General features: G+C 69.1%; 13 protein-coding genes. 5 read left to right on the top strand and 8 right to left on the bottom strand.

Annotation, left to right across the window (positions count from 1 at the left end):
* From cydD to AB0B29_RS20610, 3 genes are all read right to left on the bottom strand, one after another.
* Positions 1-1,757 (bottom strand): thiol reductant ABC exporter subunit CydD (gene cydD / locus AB0B29_RS20620; RefSeq protein WP_362241596.1); only part of this gene is annotated, 1,757 nt, incomplete at its 3' end.
* Positions 1,758-1,769: 12 nt separating this feature from the next.
* Complete coding sequence (gene cydB, locus AB0B29_RS20615) at positions 1,770-2,774, bottom strand: cytochrome d ubiquinol oxidase subunit II (protein WP_362241592.1); 1,005 nt, start codon at positions 2,772-2,774, stop codon at positions 1,770-1,772.
* Between the two features lie 20 nt (positions 2,775-2,794).
* Positions 2,795-4,303: a cytochrome ubiquinol oxidase subunit I gene (locus AB0B29_RS20610; RefSeq protein WP_362241590.1), complete on the bottom strand. Its 1,509-nt coding sequence runs from the start codon at positions 4,301-4,303 to the stop codon at positions 2,795-2,797.
* A gap of 149 nt (positions 4,304-4,452) precedes the next feature.
* Here AB0B29_RS20610 and AB0B29_RS20605 point away from each other — a divergent pair, with 149 nt between their 5' ends.
* Complete coding sequence (locus tag AB0B29_RS20605) at positions 4,453-4,845, top strand: cyclophilin-like fold protein (protein ID WP_362241587.1); 393 nt, start codon at positions 4,453-4,455, stop codon at positions 4,843-4,845.
* Positions 4,846-4,959: 114 nt separating this feature from the next.
* Here the strand turns inward: AB0B29_RS20605 and hisC are convergent, their stop codons facing one another.
* Positions 4,960-6,039, bottom strand: a complete 1,080-nt coding sequence (hisC, locus tag AB0B29_RS20600) for a histidinol-phosphate transaminase (RefSeq protein ID WP_362241584.1) — start codon at positions 6,037-6,039, stop codon at positions 4,960-4,962.
* Between the two features lie 431 nt (positions 6,040-6,470).
* Here hisC and AB0B29_RS20595 point away from each other — a divergent pair, with 431 nt between their 5' ends.
* The 3 genes from AB0B29_RS20595 to AB0B29_RS20585 all read left to right on the top strand — a co-directional run bounded on the left by AB0B29_RS20595 (position 6,471) and on the right by AB0B29_RS20585 (position 9,998).
* The gene (locus tag AB0B29_RS20595; protein ID WP_362241582.1) at positions 6,471-7,583 is read left to right on the top strand and encodes a LacI family DNA-binding transcriptional regulator; all 1,113 of its coding nucleotides are present in this window, start codon (positions 6,471-6,473) and stop codon (positions 7,581-7,583) included.
* 276 nt (positions 7,584-7,859) lie between these two features.
* On the top strand, positions 7,860-8,948 hold the full coding sequence (locus tag AB0B29_RS20590; protein WP_362242006.1) for a metallophosphoesterase: 1,089 nt from the start codon (positions 7,860-7,862) through the stop codon (positions 8,946-8,948).
* 183 nt (positions 8,949-9,131) lie between these two features.
* Positions 9,132-9,998 (top strand): hypothetical protein, encoded by an 867-nt coding sequence (locus AB0B29_RS20585; protein ID WP_362241580.1) that lies wholly within the window; start codon positions 9,132-9,134, stop codon positions 9,996-9,998.
* 110 nt (positions 9,999-10,108) lie between these two features.
* Here the strand turns inward: AB0B29_RS20585 and thiC are convergent, their stop codons facing one another.
* Complete coding sequence (gene thiC / locus AB0B29_RS20580; protein WP_362241577.1) at positions 10,109-11,893, bottom strand: phosphomethylpyrimidine synthase ThiC; 1,785 nt, start codon at positions 11,891-11,893, stop codon at positions 10,109-10,111.
* A 254-nt stretch (positions 11,894-12,147) separates the two neighbouring features.
* On the opposite strand from thiC, the gene AB0B29_RS20575 reads away from it, so the two are divergent.
* Positions 12,148-13,815, top strand: coding sequence for a YibE/F family protein (locus AB0B29_RS20575; protein WP_362241574.1), 1,668 nt, complete (start codon positions 12,148-12,150; stop codon positions 13,813-13,815).
* Positions 13,816-13,942: 127 nt separating this feature from the next.
* Here the strand turns inward: AB0B29_RS20575 and AB0B29_RS20570 are convergent, their stop codons facing one another.
* The 3 genes from AB0B29_RS20570 to AB0B29_RS20560 form a co-directional block, all read right to left on the bottom strand.
* Positions 13,943-14,377 (bottom strand): SsgA family sporulation/cell division regulator, encoded by a 435-nt coding sequence (locus AB0B29_RS20570; RefSeq protein WP_104779090.1) that lies wholly within the window; start codon positions 14,375-14,377, stop codon positions 13,943-13,945.
* A 98-nt stretch (positions 14,378-14,475) separates the two neighbouring features.
* A complete protein-coding gene (locus AB0B29_RS20565; RefSeq protein ID WP_362242003.1) occupies positions 14,476-15,213 on the bottom strand; it encodes an IclR family transcriptional regulator in 738 nt (245 codons plus the stop codon).
* 316 nt (positions 15,214-15,529) lie between these two features.
* Positions 15,530-15,742: a DUF5326 family protein gene (locus AB0B29_RS20560; protein WP_020271174.1), complete on the bottom strand. Its 213-nt coding sequence runs from the start codon at positions 15,740-15,742 to the stop codon at positions 15,530-15,532.
* Between the last annotated feature and the right edge of the window lie 11 nt (positions 15,743-15,753).

The raw sequence follows: 15,753 nt of genomic DNA, 5'->3' as shown, positions 1-15,753 counted from the left end.
GTGGTGGCCCCGGGCTCCGAAGGCCGCGCCGCCACAGGCAGAGCAGTGGTGGCCCCGGGCTCCGAAGGCCGCGCCGCCACAGGCAGAGCAGTGGTGGTCCCGGGCTCCGCAGGCCGCGCCGCCCGGTCCGCGGCCTCCAGCCGCACCACCCGGTCCGCGACGTCCAGCAGCGCCGGCCGGTGCACCACTAGCAGGACCGTCCGGCCGGCCGCGAGCCGCCGCACCGCCGCAACGACCTCGGCCTCGGTGGCCCCGTCCATCGCCGCCGTCGGCTCGTCGAGCAGCAGCACGGGCCGGTCGGCGAGGAACGCGCGGGCCAGGGCGAGGCGTTGCCGCTGCCCGGCGGACAACCCGGCGCCGTCCTCGCCGAGCACGGTCTCCACACCTTCGGGCAGCGCGTCGACGAATTCCAGCGCCCCGGCGTCCCGCAGCGCCCGCCGTACGGAGACGTCGTCGGCGCCGGGCCGCGCCAGCATCACGTTCTCGGCGATCGTCCCGGCGTAGAGATGGGGACGCTGCGGCACCCACGCGATCCGGGAACGCCACTGCTCCAGGTCGGCATCGACGAGGTCGACACCCCCGACCCGCACCTGCCCCTCGGCCGGTCGCACGAACCCCAGCAGGACGCTCAGCAGCGTCGATTTGCCCGCGCCGCTCGGCCCCACCAGCGCGACCGTCTCCCCGGGCTCGACGCCGAAGGTCACGTTCGTGACGGCGTCCGCCGACCGCCCCGGGTAGCGGACGGTCACGCCCTCGAAGGACAGCGCACCCTCCGGCACGTCCTCGGAGCCGGACGCCGGCCGGGGCGTCTCCAGGACCTCGAAGATCTCCTCGGCGGCGGCGAGCCCCTCCGCCGCCGCGTGGTACTGCGCCCCGACCTGCCGCAGCGGCAGATACGCCTCGGGCGCGAGAATCAGGACGACCAGACCGATGTACAGGTCCATCTCGCCGTGTACCAGCCGCATGCCGATCGTCACGGCGACCAACGCCACCGAGATCGTCGCGAGCAGTTCCAGGGCGAACGAGGAGATGAAGGCGATCCGCAGCGTCCGCATGGTCGCCCGGCGGTACTCGCCGGTGATGCGCCGGATCGACTCTGCCTGCGCCTTGGCCCGTCCGAAGACCTTCAGCGTCGGCAGGCCCGCGACGACATCCAGGAAGTGCCCGGACAGCCGCGACAGCAGCCGCCACTGACGGTCCATCCGTGACTGGGTGGCCCAGCCGATCAGCACCATGAACACCGGGATGAGCGGCAGGGTGCCTACGATGATGGCCGCGGAGACCCAGTCCTCGGTGACGATCCGCGCCAGCACCGCCACGGGCACGACCACCGCGAGGCCCAGCTGCGGCAGATACCGCGAGAAGTAGTCGTCGAGGGCGTCGACGCCCCGGGTGGCCAGGGCGACCAGCGAACCGGTCCGCTGCCCGCTCCGCCGACCCGGCCCCAGCTCGGAGGAACGCTCCAGCAGCCTTCCCCGCAGCTCGGACTTCACGGCCGCACTCGCCCGGTGCGCGGCGAGTTCGGTGAGCCAGCCGACCAGCGCCCGGCCGGCCGCGACGCCGGCCAACAGCACCAGGGGGGTGGCGAGTCCGGACACCGTCATGCGGTGCTGGAACGCGCCGACCACCACCTCGGCGATGAGCATCGCCTGCGCGATGACCAGCCCCGCGCCCACCGCTCCCAGGGCGACGACCGTCACCAGGAAGACACGGGTGGCGCGGGCGTACCGGAGAAGACGCGGGTCGATCGGTTTCACGTGAAACACACCTCAGTGCGCGGTCTCGGCGATGTGCTGCGTACCGATCCGCTTGCGGAACACCCAGTACGTCCAGCCCTGGTAGAGCAGGACGACCGGGGTGGCGATCCCGGCACACCAGGTCATGATCTTCAGTGTGTACGGGCTGGACGAGGCATTGGTGACCGTGAGGCTCCAGGCCGGGTTCAGCGTCGACGGCATGACGTTCGGGAAGAGCGTCAGGAACAGCATCGCCACCGTGGCCACGATGGTGAGCCCCGACAGCGCGAACGCCCAGCCCTCACGCCCGGCCCGTGCCGCGACCAGGGCCACGAGCAGCGATGCCACGGCCACGACCATCGTCACGAGCGAAGGGCCGTCTCCCCGGTCGGACTGCGTCCACATCAGGAAAACGAGCACCAGCAGGGCGGTCAGGGCTCCGGCCCGCAGCGCCAGCTTCCGCGCTCGCTCCCGGATTTCCCCGACCGTCTTGAGCCCGACGAACACCGTCCCGTGGAAGGTGAACAGCGACAGCGTGACCAGGCCACCGAGCAGCGCGTACGGGTTGAGCAGGTCCAGAACGCCGCCCGCGTAGTTGAAGTCCTGGTCGATCTTGACGCCCCGCACGATGTTGCCGAAGGCCACGCCCCACAGGAACGCGGGCAGCAGCGAGGCCCAGAAGATCGCCGTCTCCCAGTTGCGCTGCCAGTTCTCCTCGGGTCGCTTCACGCGGTACTCGAAGGCCACTCCCCGGACGATCAGGCAGACCAGGATGAGCAGCAGCGGCAGGTAGAAGCCGGAGAAGAGCGTGGCGTACCAATCGGGGAAGGCCGCGAAGGTCGCGCCGGCCGCCGACAGCAGCCACACCTCGTTGCCGTCCCAGACGGGGCCGATGGTGTTGATCAGTACCCGCTTCTCGGGCCGGTTGCGGGCGAGCAGCTTCGTGAGCACGCCGACCCCGAAGTCGAAGCCCTCCAGGAAGAAGTAGCCGGTCCACAGGACGGCGATCAGAACGAACCAGACGTCGTGCAGTTCCATGACTGTGCAGCTCCCTCGGCCTAGTACGAGAAGGCCATCGGCTTGTCGGCGTCCCGGGAGTCGCCGCCGATCTTCGTGGGCGGGTTGAGGTCGGCCTCGGTGAGCTCCGGCGGGCCTGCCTTGACGTACTTGACCAGCAGCTTGACCTCGACGACGGCGAGGATCGCGTACAGCGTGGTGAAGACGGCCATCGACGTGATGACCTCGGCCTGCGACACACCGGGGGAGACCGCGTCACGCGTCTGGAACAGGCCGTAGACGACCCACGGCTGGCGGCCCATCTCGGTGAAGATCCAGCCCCAGGAGCTGGCGATCAGCGGGAAGCCCAGGGTGAGGATCGCGATGCGCCAGTACCACTTGGTGAGGGTCGGGCCGAGCGCCTTCCTCGGCAGCAGGACGAGATGCGGCACCTCGTCGTCGCCCACCCTCAGGTGCTGCGGCAACATGAACTTCTTGCGGGTCAGCCACAGCCCGGCCAGGCCGATGGCGAACGACGTCATGCCGAAGCCGATCATCCACCGGAAGCCCCAGTACGCCACGGGGATGTTGGGCCGGTAGTCGCCGGGCCCGTACTTCTCCTGCTCGGCCTTGTTGATGTCGTTGATGCCGGGCACGTACGACGTGAAGTCGTCCTTCGCGAGGAAGGACAGCAGGCCGGGGATCTCGATGGCGACCTTGTTGTGGCCCTTGTCGACGTCGCCGACGGCGAAGACCGAGAAGGGGGCCGGCTTCTCGCCGTCCCACAGCGCCTCGGCGGCGGCCATCTTCATCGGCTGCTGCTGGTACATGATCTTGCCCAGCACGTCGCCGCTGATCGCGGTGAGGAGGCCGCCGATGACCACGGTGACGAGGCCCAGCCGCAGCGAGGTCTTCATCACCGGGACGTGCTTCTTGCGGGCCAGGTGGAAGGCGGCGATGCCGACCATGAAGGCGCCGCCGGTCAGGAAGGCCGCTGTGAGCGTGTGGAAGACCTGGGCGAGCGCGGTGTTCTGGGTCAGCACCAGCCAGAAGTCGGTGAGCTCGGCCCGGCCCTTCGCCTCGTTGATCCGGTAGCCGACCGGGTGCTGCATCCAGGAGTTGGCCGCGAGGATGAAGTAGGCCGACAGGATCGTGCCGATGGAGACCATCCATATACAGGCCAGATGGATCTTCTTCGGCAGCTTGTCCCAGCCGAAGATCCACAGGCCGATGAAGGTGGACTCGAAGAAGAACGCGATCAGTGCCTCGAAGGCGAGCGGCGCACCGAAGACGTCACCGACGAAACGCGAGTAGTCGGACCAGTTCATGCCGAACTGGAACTCCTGCACGATGCCGGTGACCACACCCATCGCGATGTTGATCAGGAAGAGCTTGCCCCAGAACTTGGTGGCCTGGAGGTACTTCTCCTTCTCCGTCCGCACCCACGCCGTCTGCAGACCGGCCGTGAGCGCGGCCAGGGAGATCGTCAGGGGGACGAACAGAAAGTGGTAGACGGTGGTGATTCCGAACTGCCATCGCGCCAGGGTCTCCGGCGCCAAAGCCAGGTCCACGTCGCCGCTCCTTACATACGCTTGTGAAAGCGTTCACATTCACAAGCCATTATGCAGCACGGACTTTCGAGCACCTTGAGGGGGTCCCTGTCTCCCCCGTCACAGTCGAGCCCTTGGCTCGAACTTCAACATATTGTTGAATCGACGGCATGCAGACACCGACACCGCGACAGATACGGATCTCCTGGCCCGCGGGCCATCTCGATGCCTCGCTCGACGACACCCCGACCAGCCAGGCCCTGGTCAAGGCACTACCCCTGGTCTCCACCGCACGCACCTGGGGCGCGGAGGTGTACTTCGACGCGGGGGTGTCGGTTTCACGTGAAACAGGCGCTCAAGAGGTCGTCGAGCCCGGCACCGTCGCCTTCTGGACCGACGGCGATGCCCTGGCTCTCCCCTACGGGCCCACTCCGATCTCACGTGGCGATGAATGCCGCCTCGCCGGCCCGTGCAATGTCCTGGGCCGCTTCGACGGCGACCCCGGGCTGCTCGCGACCGTGCGGGACGGGGACCCCGTCCGCGTGGAACTCCTGGACGCCTGACCAGGCACGCGGAGCCACAGCTTTTCCTGCGGAGCCCTGCAGCTTCCTGCGGAGCCATGCAGCTTGCTAGGGAGCCCTACTGCTCCTCGCGAAGCCCTACTTCCTTGCGGAGCCCTACTGCTCCTTGCGGAATCCTTCCGACACCTTCAGGAAGATGTCGTTCGCCTCGGCCTCCCCGACCGTCACCCGCACACCCTCGCCCGGGAACGGCCGGATCACCACACCCGCCTGCTCGCAGGCCTGCGCGAACGCGACCGTGCTCTCCCCCAGCCGCAGCCACACGAAGTTGGCCTGGGTCTCGGGCACCGTCCAGCCCTGCGAGCGCAGCCCGTCGACCACGCGCGTGCGCTCACAGACCAGCGAGCCGACCCGGCCGAACAGCTCGTCCTCGGCCCGCAGCGAGGCGATCGCCGCCTCCTGCGCGAGCTGGCTCACGCCGAACGGCACCGCCGTCTTGCGCAGCGCCGCGGCCACCGGTTCATGAGCGATGGCGAAACCGACGCGCAGGCCGGCGAGGCCGTACGCCTTGGAGAAGGTCCGTAGGACACAGACGTTGGGCCGGTTCCGGTAGATCTCGACGCCGTCCGGCACCTCGGGGTCGCGGATGAACTCGCGGTACGCCTCGTCGAGGACCACCAGCACATCACGCGGGACCCGGTCGAGGAAGCGCTCCAGCTCCACTCGCCGGACCACCGTGCCCGTCGGGTTGTTGGGGTTGCAGACGAAGATCAACCGGGTTCGCTCGGTGATCGCGTCGGCCATCGCGTCGAGGTCGTGCACATCCCCGGGGGTCAGCGGCACCTGGACCGACGTCGCGCCGCTGATCTGCGTGATGATCGGGTAGGCCTCGAAAGAGCGCCAGGCGTAGATCACCTCGTCACCGGGGCCCGAGGTCGCCTGGATCAGCTGCTGGGCGACACCGACCGAGCCGGTACCGGTGGCCAGGTGGGAGAGAGGGACCCCGAATCGCTCGGACAGCTCGTTCATCAGCCCCGTACAGGCCATGTCCGGGTAGCGGTTGAAGGCGCAGGCCGCCGCCGTCACGCTCTCCATCACGCCCGGCAGCGGCGGGTAGGGGTTCTCGTTGGAGGACAGCTTGTAGGCCACCGGCCCACCTGCCGCCGCGGGCTTGCCCGGCTTGTAGGTGGGGATCCCCTCCAGCTCGGCGCGCAGCTTGGGGCTCGTCTCGCTCACCGCAGTCCTCCTCGTGAAGACCGGCGGCCCATGACCGCCGCCGACATCCAATACTCCTCACCTTATGAGGATTCGGCGCCGCTGCGTATAGCCACGACCGAGCGGTCGGCCCCACGCTCTCCCGTCCCACTGGCATCTGGGGCATCACCGCATCAAGGCGTACGAATCCGGGGGCGCGCCGCACATATATCTATGCGCCGGTGGTGTACGCCGTGGCGCGCGTCCCCCGTGCAGGTGAGTTGAGACCTCTTCGCAACCTCACCCCGTTGGCAGGCCCGTGCGCGCCAACAAGACAGGTACTGCCAAGAAAGCGCTCAACACCCATTATTTGCAAGGCAATTGAGGTTTAATGATCATGCAGAAACGTGCCTGTCAACGCGTGCATATGCGTCCGCCCTACCCCACGGCATGAGCCCTACTATCGGCTCGCCATGACAGCAGCAGGGAAGCACCAGGTGAGCCGCGCGGAAACCTCACGGCGAGGCAGTCGGCCGGGTCGGGCCGGCATCAGAGACGTGGCCGCCGCCGCCGGAGTCTCCATCACGACCGTCTCCGACGCCCTCAACGGCAAGGGCCGGCTCCCGGACGCCACCCGGCGCCACGTCCGGGAAGTCGCCGACCGCCTGGGCTACCGGCCCTCGGCCGCCGCCCGGACCCTCCGTACCGGCAAGTCGGGCCTCATCGGCCTGACCGTGACCACGTACGGGGATGAACCTTTTACCTTCACGGAGTTCGCGTACTTCGCCGAGATGGCAAGGGCCGCCACCTCCGCCGCGCTCGCCCGTGGCTACGCGCTCGTCATCCTGCCCGCGACCTCCCGCCACGACGTGTGGTCCAACGTCGCCCTGGACGGAACGGTCGTCATCGACCCCTCCGACCAGGACCCGGTCGTCAGCGAGCTGGTCCGGCAGGGGCTGCCGGTGGTCTCCGACGGCCGCCCGGCCGGTGCCCTGCCGGTCACGGCCTGGGTCGACAACGACCACGAGGCCGCCGTCCTCGGCATCCTCGACCACCTGGCCGGCGCCGGCGCCCGCCGCATCGGCCTGCTGACCGGCACGACGACGGACACCTACACCCACCTGTCCACCACCGCCTACCTGCGATGGTGCGAGCGCGTCGGTCAGGATCCGGTGTACGAGGCCTATCCCGCGCACGATCCGTGCGCGGGCGCCGTCGCCGCCGACCGGCTCCTCGCCCGGCCGGACCGGCCCGACGCGGTCTACGGACTGTTCGACCCGAACGGCACCGACCTGCTCGCCGCCGCCCGCCGCTACGGCCTGCGCGTCCCCGACGACCTGCTGCTGGTCTGCTGCAGCGAGTCCACGGTGTACGCCAACACCGAGCCCCCCATCACCACGCTCTCCCTCAAACCCCGCCGCATCGGCACGGCAGTGGTGCAGCTCCTCATCGACGCCATCGAGGGAGTGGAATCCGACGACCCGGTGGAGCAGGTGATACCGACGGAGCTGATCGTGCGCACCTCGTCCCAGCGACGCCCGCCGCGCACGACGGTCAGCCCTCCGCGATCACCCGAAGGCGCGTAGATCCCGCACGGGCAAGAGGAAGGTCACCCTCCTGGGGAGAAACAGGGCCGGTCCCCCGGAGAGAAGGGATCGTTCTCGCGAAGAGAAGAAGAGCGCGGGCGGTCACACGGTGGTCAAAGCCCGGTCCAATCGGGGCGAAAGCCGCGGTGAACTGGACTCTTGCGCTGATTCACCACCCCTGGGTCATCACATGGCGCGATCCGCATTCCTATGATGGGCCCACGACACCCGCGGGCCGCTACGACCAGGCAGTCCGATGCGGTGCAACGCGGCGCGATGGTGGAGGGGTCGATGACTCAGGGGGCCGGTCAGGGACCCGAGGTGGAGCGGACGGCGACGTTGCGCGACTTCCGGGTGCCCGCGTACGTCCACGAGGCCGGTCCGTACGTCCACAGCGTCCACCCCGGCGAGGTCGCCCCGCCGCCCGAGGAGACCTATCCCGAGGGATACACGCCGACCCAGCGCGACCTTCCCGTCGTCAACCGGGGTGACACTGTTCAGGTGACCGTGGATCCCGAGACCGCCGCCCCGCAGTCCACCACCGGGCAGGGCCCGCTGTACGTCGTGGGTGACGTGCACGGCTACCTCGACCAGCTGGTGTCCGCCCTCCAGGAGAAGGGCCTGCTCGACGCCGCCGGCAGCTGGTGCGCGGGCACCGCCCGGCTGTGGTTCCTCGGCGACTTCACCGACCGCGGCCCGGACGGCATCGGCGTCATCGACCTGGTGATGCGGCTGTCCGCCGAGGCCGCCGCAGCCGGCGGCTACTGCAAGGCGCTCATGGGCAACCACGAACTGCTCCTGCTGGGTGCGAAGCGATTCGGCGACACCCCCGTCAACTCCGGCGCCGGCACCGCCACCTTCCAGGCGGCCTGGCTGCTCAACGGCGGCCAGAAGACCGACATGGACCGCCTCCAGGACCACCACCTGCAGTGGATGTCCCGCCTGGACGCCGTCGAGGAGGTCGACGGCCACCTGCTCGTCCACTCCGACACCACCGCCTATCTCGACTACGGCCGCTCCATCGAGGAGGTCAACGACACCGTCCGCGAGACCATCACCCGCAACGACGCGGACGAGGTCTGGGACCTGTTCCGCAAGTTCACCAAGCGGTTCTCCTTCCGCGACGAGGGCGGCGCGGACGCCGTGCGCTCCCTGCTCGATACGTACGGGGGCACCCGCATCGTTCACGGGCACAGCCCGATCCCCTATCTGCTGGGCGAGGTCGGCTCCGAGGACGACGAGGACAACGGCGACCCCGTGATCGAGGGACCGCACGTCTACGCCGACGGACTGGCCATCGCGATGGACGGCGGCGTGACCATGGCCGGAAAGCTGCTGGTCCAGCAACTGCCGCTGGGTACGTGAACGTTCACCGGGCAGGCGTTCCCCGTCGGAGGACCCGGCCGGTGAGGGGTCAATTTCGGTAAACCCCCTGTCACCGCGTACCGTCACCGCTCTACCATCGGCGTATCCGTAGCAGGCTCCCCTCCGTTTCTGCCCGACGGCTCGTCAGCATGCCGAGCCCCAAGCCCTACGGAGCATCGGGGGATGCACATGAACAGCGTTCCGCAGCACCTGCTGAGCGAGGACCGCCAGGAATACGAGCGGATCCTCGATGAGGCGCTGCGCTCCGCACCACACCGTCCGGAACTGGCCGCTGTCGGACAGCGGCTCAACCCCGAACAGCTGCGCACCATGGCGCTGAGCGCCACCGCGCTCATCACGGCGGCCGCCTCGACCGAGTACCAGCACTACGTCAAGGTCCGCGACGCGCTTCGTCAGCCGGCCTCGGCCGCCTCACCGGCCGTACGCGGGTCCGACTCCTCCGAGCCGGGCTCGGGTGTGTCGGGGCTCGCCGCCACCGTCGGAGGGGTCGCCGAGACCACCGGCGCGGGCGCCATCGCCGTCGTCGCCGTCCTCGCACCCGTCCTGGCCGGTACCGCCGCGGCGATCTTCCTGCTCGTCGGCTACATCCTGCGGATGCTCGACCCCGAGCAGGGGTTCGCCCGGACCATGCTCACCACGGGCTGGGTGTTCGGTGCCGTGACCGCGGTCGCGATCCTCGTCGCCGCGGTGGGGCTGCTGCTCACCGCTCTGCGCAACAAGCCCACGGCCGAGAGCGGGCCGTACGGCGAACTGCAGGGCGAGGTGGCCCGGGCCAAGGAGGCCTGGCACGAGGCCCTGCTGGAACGCGGCATCCTGCCTTTCCTGCGGGAGGCACTCGCCGACCCCGGCACGGCCGCCACGCTGCACCACCCGTCCTCGCCCACCCCGGTCAGCCGCATGCCGCACCTCGGCTACGACCGCCCGGGGTTCACCAGCCCGGACGACGGCGACCGCGGCTCGCGCCCCAGCTTCAGCAGCCCGGACTACACCAGCCCGGACTTCGGAGGACCGGAGCACAAGCCGGAGTAACCGCCGGAGCCCGTCCGGGCACCCCGCCCCCCAGGGGCGGGCCCCGGGCGTCTCCTCGCACGGCACCTCCCACAGGCCGGGACGCGTCGGCCCCGGCCTGGGCGCGGCGGTCAGTCCGCGATGGGCAGGTACACGCGGTTCCCGCTCGCCGCGAACTCCTTCGACTTCAGGGCCATGCCCTCCTCGACCTCGGCCCGTGTGCCGCCGTGTTCCCTGCGGATGTCCTGCGAGATCTTCATGCTGCAGAACTTGGGACCGCACATCGAGCAGAAGTGAGCCGTCTTGGCCGGCTCCGCGGGCAGGGTCTCGTCGTGGAACTCCCGTGCCGTGTCCGGGTCGAGGGCCAGGTTGAACTGGTCCTCCCACCGGAACTCGAAACGGGCGTCCGACAGCGCGTCGTCCCACTCCTGCGCACCCGGGTGCCCCTTGGCGAGGTCGGCTGCGTGGGCGGCGATCTTGTAGGTGATGACGCCGGTCTTGACGTCGTCACGGTTCGGCAGGCCCAGGTGCTCCTTGGGCGTGACGTAGCAGAGCATCGCCGTGCCCCACCAGGCGATCATCGCGGCGCCGATGCCGGAGGTGATGTGGTCGTACGCCGGGGCGACGTCCGTGGTCAGCGGGCCGAGCGTATAGAACGGAGCTTCATCGCAGATCTCCTGCTGAAGGTCGATGTTCTCCTTGATCTTGTGCATCGGGACGTGGCCCGGGCCCTCGATCATGGTCTGTACGTTGAAACGCTTCGCGATCCGGTTGAGTTCCCCGAGGGTGCGCAACTCCGCGAACTGCGCCTCGTCGTTGGCGTCCGCGATCGATCCGGGCCTGAGGCCGTCCCCGAGCGAGTACGTGACGTCGTACGCGGCGAGGATCTCGCAGAGTTCCTCGAAGTTCTCGTACAGGAACGACTCCTTGTGGTGCGCGAGACACCAGGCCGCCATGATCGAGCCGCCCCGGGAGACGATGCCGGTCTTGCGGTTTGCCGTGAGCGGCACGTACGGCAGGCGCACACCCGCGTGGACCGTCATGTAGTCCACGCCCTGCTCGGCCTGTTCGATGACCGTGTCCTTGTAGATCTCCCAGGTCAGTTCCTCGGCACGGCCGTCGACCTTTTCCAGGGCCTGGTAGAGCGGCACGGTGCCGATGGGCACGGGGGAGTTGCGCAGGACCCACTCACGCGTGGTGTGGATGTTGCGGCCGGTGGACAGGTCCATGACCGTGTCGGCGCCCCAGCGGGTCGCCCAGGTCATCTTCTCGACCTCTTCCTCGATGGAGGAGGTCACAGCCGAGTTGCCGATGTTGGCGTTGACCTTCACCAGGAATCGCTTGCCGATGATCATCGGCTCGATCTCCGGGTGGTTGACGTTGGCCGGAAGCACGGCCCGACCCGCGGCGATCTCGTCGCGGACCACCTCCGGCGAGACGTTCTCCCGGATGGCCACGTACTCCATCTCGGGCGTGATCTCGCCGCGGCGGGCGTATGCGAGTTGGGTGACCGCCTCTTCGCCCCGGCCGCGGCGTGGCTGGCGGGGCCGGCCGGGGAAGACGGCGTCCAGGTTGCGGAGACCGCCACGGGGCGAGGTGTGCTTGATGCCGTCGTCCTCGGGTCGGACGGGGCGGCCGGCGTACTCCTCGGTGTCGCCGCGGGCGATGATCCAGTTCTCGCGCAGCGGCGCCAACCCCCTGCGGACGTCGGTGTCGACGAGTGGATCGGTGTAGGGGCCCGACGTGTCGTAGAGCGTGACCGCCTGGCCGTTGGTGAGGTGCACCTGACGGACCGGCACGCGCAGGTCGGGGCGGGTGCCCTCGATGTACGCCTTGTGCCAGCCGATGGACTTCCCGGCCTCCTCGGACGTCTCGTCCTGAACGGAGGCAGGCGTGCGTGCGTCCTTGTTGGTCATGAGACCTACTCCCTACGCCGGCATTACCCGGTAACAGGTTCGGCGGTCGACGCAGCGGCTTCCGTCCGGCGATGCTTCGTGTGAAACATCACTCGACTCCGGCGACGTTTCATGTGAAACATCGTCGGGACGGAGGTCAGCGCCCTCTCAGCCCGGTGCTCCGAGCTCCCGCGTGTACAAAAGGTGCCCCCACGCTAGCGGCAATTCTGGCGCGGTGAACAGAGGGCCTCCCTCACTCTTGCGATGATCGGGCGGTGACCACGACGCAGCGTCCTTCCTTCCCACCGCCCGAGCCGCCCCGCGGATCCGGCGCCGGAAACGGCAACGGCCGTGGTGACGGCCGTCATTTCGCCGCCGGGGCCGGGCAGGGAGGGGCCCCGGGGCAAGGACCGCTCAGGGGGCAGAGCCCTGGGCCCGAGTACGGGCAGGGCTCGGAATTCGGCCCTGGGGGCCGCGGTGGGTATGGACCGGGCTCCGGACATGGCACCGGGGGTGGGTACGGATCAGCACCCACCGGAGGTGGCGGCCACGGTGGAAGCGACGGCGACGGTCCCCGCGGAGGCAAGAGACAGGGCCATGGTCAGGGCGGCGGCGACGGGCACGGCCTCGGTTCCGGCTCGGGTGGCGGGCACGGGCATTCGCACAGTCACGGTCCGGCCACGCCTGTCTCCCTGCATCTGCGCAAGGTCATCGCGGCGATCCTGATCCCGTTCGCCGCTGCTGTGCTGGTCGGCCTGGCCGTGCTGTGGCCGGGCGGCGCTCCGGCACACGAGCGCACCGGTGTCGGTTTCGACCGGCAGACGCAGGACGCCACCGTCACCAAGGTGGTCGAGGTGAGTTGCAAGGAGGCCGGCGCTTCGGGTGTGCCGCCGACCGGTGACACCTCCACGGCCGAGGGTTCCTTCGCGGTGCAGGAGGAGAAGGGCACCTGCAAGCGGGCGACGATCCGGGTCGACAGCGGCGACGACAAGGGCCGTACCTTCACCGAGATCGTCCAGCCCGACCAGTCACGCCAGCTGCACGAGGGCCAGGAGGTCGTGGTCGCCTACGAGCCCTCGGCGCCGAAGGACCTGCAGTACTCGGTCACCGACACCAACCGCCGTCTGCCCATGGCGCTGCTCGCGGGCATCTTCGCCCTGGCCGTGGTGGTCGTCGGGCGGATGCGGGGTGTCATGGCGCTGGTCGCCCTGGCCATCAGCTTCATGGTGCTGAACTTCTTCATCCTGCCCGCGATCCTGCAGGGTTCCAATCCGCTGGTTGTGGCGGTGGTCGGCGCGAGCGCCATCATGCTCATCGCCCTGTACCTGTGTCACGGCCTGTCCGCGCGGACGTCCGTGGCGGTGCTCGGCACCCTCATCTCCCTGCTGCTGATCGGCTTCCTCGGCTCGGTGTTCATCGACTGGGCCGCCCTGACCGGGAACACCGACGACAACACCGGTTTGATCCACGGCCTCTACCCGACGATCGACATGAGCGGTCTGCTGCTGGCCGGCGTCATCATCGGTTCGCTCGGCGTGCTCGACGATGTGACGGTCACGCAGACCTCGGCGGTCTGGGAACTGCATGAGGCGAACCCGTCGATGGGCTGGCGGGGGCTCTACCGTGCGGGCATCCGGATCGGCCGCGACCACATCGCCTCGGTCGTCAACACGCTGGTCCTCGCCTACGCGGGGGCCGCGTTGCCCCTTTTGCTGTTGTTCTCCATCGCGCAGAGCAGTGTGGGGACGGTCGCCAACAGCGAGCTGGTCGCGGAGGAGATCGTGCGCACGCTGGTCGGTTCGATCGGTCTGGTCGCCTCGGTGCCGGTCACCACCGCCCTGGCGGCGTTGGTGGTCTCGGCCGACCGCCCCGGCTCGGAACCCGCCCCGGAGGCCTCCGCGGTCCCGGTCCGCGGGGGGAGGGGCAGGCGCCGCAAGCGGTGACGCCTCAGTGCCGGAGGCGTCTCGCCGGGTCGGAGGGAGATCGTAGGACGATCGCAGGAAGAAGCGTTCCTGCGTAGCTCGGCGGCGTCCGGTGAAGCGTTACTCCACCGTGCCGCCGGGCCATGTCTCAGCCGGCGCTCTGCTCGGCGAGGATGCGGTCCAGGGCCTCGTCGAGGTGCGCGTCGAAGTCGGCGAGCGAGCCCTCCTGGCCCAGCGGCACCAGCTTGTCCGTACGGTCGAGGAAAGCGACGAGCGGTGCCGTCGACGAACGGAACAGCGCCTGGTCGCTGCCCACCTGAAGCCGGATCAACACCTCGCCCAACGCGTCGGGTTCGACGGGCGTGACGCGCACATCGCCCTCCCCACACGGCCGGCCGACCCCGTCGATCAGCAACTCCCGTCCAAAAGCCCACGTCACTGGGGCGTCACCGGGCAAGTGGAACGTCAGCCGGACGGCATAGGGATCACTGGACTCATAGCGCAGCTCCACCGGAATGCGGAAGGAGAGCTCCTCGGACACGAGAAAGCTCATCATGACCTCTGCTTGTACGGACTCGCGCATCGATAACCCCGTCAATCGCCGTTACTGGCCGGGAACAAACCTCTGACACTTGGTGGAATCTTGCTGAACGTACACAGCAGATCACAAGGAGTGAGTTTTCACATACTGATAGAGAGCGCGAGTGAGCCGAGCAGCCGCCCCATCTCGGCCTGCAACTCCCGGGCCGCGGGCAGCAGCCGGTCGACCTGGTGTGCGGGGAGTGAGATGGCCATCGTCGCTGCCGTGGTGCCGAGGGTGAGGGGGATCGCGGCACAGACCGCGCCCAGGGCGTACTCCTGGCGCTCGGTCACCGGCTCCATCCGCCGGATCCGCTCCAGGCGCCTGAGCAGGCTGTGGTTGTCGCGCACCGTGTAAGGCGTGAGGGGCTGCACCGGGTAGCGGTCGAGGTGGTCACGGCGTGCCTCGTCGTCCAGTTGGGACAGCAGACACTGCCCAATGGCGTGCGCGTGGCCGGTCTCCCGGAAGTCGGCCCATTCCTCGACCGCCGGGTTGACGGGGGTGTCGGAGACGCACATGACCTCGATCTCGCCCTCGCGGTAGACCGCGTAGTACACGGGCACACCCAGGGCGTCCCGCCAACGCGCCAGGGCGTCGACGATCGTGCTGCGACGTTTCTGCCGCGCCCCGCTGCCGCTCAGCCGCTCGGCCGCCTCACCGAGGAAGAACAGGCCCTTGTCCCGCCGCAGATAGCCCTCGTGCACGAGCGTACGCAGCAGGTGGTACGTCGTGGGCAGGGCCAGCCCGGTCTCACGGGCCAGTTGTTTGGCCGGGGCGCCGTGCTCATGCGCGGCGACGGTCTCCAGCAGGCGCATCGCGCGCTGCACGGAGCCGATCAGGGTCGGCGGAGGAGGTGCGGCAGCCGGAGGCGGTGGCTCGGAGGGCGCCGCCGAGCGGGGCTGCGCGGGGACGGTGCGGAGGTGGACGGGGGCGGTGTCAGCCGGGACCAAGGGGCTCTCCCGAAGCGCGAGGGACAGACCCGTGCGGGGAACACGGGTGGGGGTGAATGCCGCTCGCGGGGAAGTCCCCGCGTCGAGTTCCGGACTCTATTCGCCCGCCACCGCGCGCAGACGGCCTCGCCGGGAAACTTCCCCCGCCCGAGGGAACCGGTGATTCCAGGCGTTTCCCGCTACCCCCACCGGTTTCCCACCGGTCTCACCAGTCGCTGCGCGACGAGGAGCTCGACGTGAACTTGCGTACGACGTAGATCAGTCCGCCGACCAGGGCCACGAAGACCAGCACCTTGAAGAGCAGTCCGATGACGAACCCGACCACGCTGGCGATCAGCCCGCCGAACACGACCAGGGCGATGACCGGCACCGCGATCCACTTCACCCACCACGGCAGTCCCGTGAAGATCTCTCGCATCGCCCTCGTCC

This window comes from Streptomyces tibetensis (genome assembly GCF_040647715.1).
Classification (GTDB): domain Bacteria; phylum Actinomycetota; class Actinomycetes; order Streptomycetales; family Streptomycetaceae; genus Streptomyces; species Streptomyces tibetensis_A.
This window is presented reverse-complemented; position numbering and strand designations above follow the sequence as displayed.